This window comes from Salinisphaera sp. (assembly GCF_035690525.1).
Classification (GTDB): domain Bacteria; phylum Pseudomonadota; class Gammaproteobacteria; order Nevskiales; family Salinisphaeraceae; genus Salinisphaera.
Map to the genome: position 1 here is coordinate 1 of NZ_DASSKM010000147.1, position 2,667 is coordinate 2,667.

Genomic DNA, 2,667 nt, shown 5'->3' on the forward strand with positions numbered 1-2,667 from the left:
CGGGATCGAGATTAAGCCCGCTCAGATAGGCATCGATCCGGCCGAGCGGCGTATCAAGGGCATCGTTCGTACAGCTCACGGCGTCGCCAGCAGATAGCTCCAGGTCTCGGTCAGACCGCCGCCGTTGGCGTCGGCCAGATAGGCCCTGAGATCGAGCGGCTGATCCAGGGCGCTGGTCGGTACCAGGAAGCTCAGCCGCCATCCGCCGGTATGCGGATTACGCACAGCCTGAATGTTGTTGAGAGTCACGTCACGCGCGGCGCTGACCTTGGGCTGCACCGAGTTGGCGTCGGTGAGCTTGGCCAGTTCGCCGCCGACGAAATCGATCACGACCCGCACCTGATTCTTCTGCTGACCGGGCGCGACCGCGGCCATGCCGACGCGTGTCGCCACGGTATGGCCCAACGATTTGGGCACCGCCAGATCGCTCGACCACTTGATGTCATAGGCGAAATGCAAACGCTGGCCGCCCTTAACCGGCTCCGCCGGGACCCAATAGAGCGAGATATTGTCGTTGACCTCGCTGTCGGAGGGGATCTCGACCAGTTCCAGATGCCCCTTCCCCCAATCGCTGTCCGGGGTTACCCAGGCATTCGGGCGTTTTTCGTATTCGTAGTTCAGATCCTCGTAATCGTCGAACTTGCGGTCGCGCTGCATTAGGCCGAAGCCGCGCACGTTGTTGGCGTTGAACTGGTTCATCCACAACTGCTGCGGATTGACCAGCGGTCGCCACAGCCACTCGCCGTTGGCGGACGAGATCATCATGCCGTCGGAATCGTGCGCTTCCGGGCGATAATCATCCAGCCGGGCCAGGCTGTTTTCGCCCCAGGTGAACATGCTGGTCAGCGGCGCGATGCCGAGTTTGTCGATCGCCTTGCGCGTGAACAGCGTTTCTTCCACGTGGGTATGCGTCGCCTGACCCGGGGTGACGACGAACTTGTAGGCTCCGGTCACGCTCGGGGAATCGAGCAGCGCATACAGCGTCATGTGTTTGGATTTGTCGCCCGGGTTCACCAGCCAGAACTCGGTGAAGTTGGGAAATTCCTCGCCCAGTTGCGTATTGCCGGTGTTGATGGCCAGGCCGCGCGCCGACAAACCATAGTGCGCATCGGCGCCCAAGGCCCGGAAATACGAGGCGCCGAGAAACGACACCACTTCGTCCATCTTGTTCGGGTCGGCCAGCGTGTGCAGCAGCTTGAACCCCGCGTATCCCAGATCGTCGGGCACCTTTTTCTTCAGGTCCTCGCTGGGGTAGTTGAAGTCGCTCTTGTCGAACTTGAGCGTATGCGTCTTGCCGTTATCGACCACATGAATGGTGACCGCGTGATCGTAGAAGGAGCCCGGGTGATAGAACATCACCTGAAACGGCAGCTTCTGATCGTGCCAAAGCGCCGCGTCGCGCTTGAAACTGATTTTCGACAGCTGCTCCGGGCTCATGTCGGTGAGGAACTTCGGCACCTGCGGCGGCGCGTGATAGTCCTTTTTCGACAGCTTCTTGGCCCGCTCGATCAACCGATCGTAGGAAAACGACCCGTTATGATCGCTGGCGTCCGACTTTTTGTCCTGAGCGTCGCTGTTGTCGCCGGACTTATCGGCGTCGTTCTTGTTCTTGCCGTCTTCCTTGTCGGCCGTCTGCGACGGGCGCGGGCTCGACGACTTGGCGGTGTGGCCCGAAGCGCTGTCGTCGGCCGCCGAAAACGCCGGCATGGCGAGGCCGGCGCCAAGCAACAGTCCGCCGGCACAAAGCGCGATACTGAGCGGCGCGCGTCGACTTGGGTATGAAAGAGTGCGCATGTACAGGAAATCCTTTGCTGGAACGCGACGCCGCTTTCCGCATCGGCCTTTCAAAAGGGCGACGTGGCCGATCGAGCGTCGCGCTACGGGCTATCGAGGCCGCGAACCGTCTATGACACGCGAAACCCGATGACCGGAAAATGAACGTGGCCATATTCGCGGCCGCCGGCACCCATCGTTCGCCGCTCAAGAATAACCCGACAGCGTCGCGCGCGCTGAATACGGGTCGCCACGCGCGTTCAGGTGGCGGCCATCGCCGGGCTTTGATCGTGATTATGTCGGTATCATTAATAATTAAAGCCGAACCACTGCCCACGCAGGCGATCCAAGAGCGAGCCGAGCCGTGGCAGCACGGTACCCGCATTCTGGGTGATGTTCAGCATCATCTGGATGTCCGAACGATTGCCGACCGGGCTCCAGCCGGCCGAGAGATAACCGACGCTGACCGCGACATTGTCGAACAGCCCGGGGAACCCCATGGCGAGCCCCGTACGACTACCGAGCGCCTGGCCGTCGTGCCGGCTGCCGCCGATCGAGAAGCTCGGCTGGAAGCGGGTTTCCAGACCCGCCAAATCGAGTTCATGGCTGGCCGAGACCTGCCATAGTCCGCCTTGGATGGGCATGGCGCCGGGTGTGGTCACATAGCCCTGGTACCAGCCAAGCGCCGAATCGACATGCCAGTCGCGCCAGTTTCGCGTCCGTGCAGCCAACTTCAGCGACAGCGGCGTCTCGCGCTCGGCACCGAGCCCGCCGGCATTACCGAACTGCGCGCTCAGCCGCCACGGCCGGCCGATGGCGCTCGAATCACCGATCCTGCTCAGACTCCACTTGTCGACCAGGCTATCTCCAAAATCGGTCGCGCTGTTGCCCGCG

The 2,667-nt window shown here is 62.0% G+C and carries 2 protein-coding genes; both read right to left on the reverse strand.

Going from position 1 to position 2,667, the window contains the following annotated elements:
- Nucleotides 1-75 precede the first annotated feature (75 nt).
- Nucleotides 76-1,794 carry a glucan biosynthesis protein gene (locus tag VFJ08_RS11335; RefSeq protein ID WP_324997323.1) on the reverse strand — a complete coding sequence of 573 codons (1,719 nt, stop codon included), beginning with the start codon at nt 1,792-1,794 and terminating at the stop codon, nt 76-78.
- Nucleotides 1,795-2,081: 287 nt separating this feature from the next.
- The coding region (locus VFJ08_RS11340) for a hypothetical protein (protein ID WP_324997324.1) at nt 2,082-2,667 on the reverse strand (586 nt) is incomplete at its 5' end.

Excerpts from the sequence above, each read along its gene's own strand:
- VFJ08_RS11335 (WP_324997323.1), bottom strand. The coding sequence starts at position 1,794 with ATGCGCACTCTTTCATACCCAAGTCGACGCGCGCCGCTCAGTATCGCG.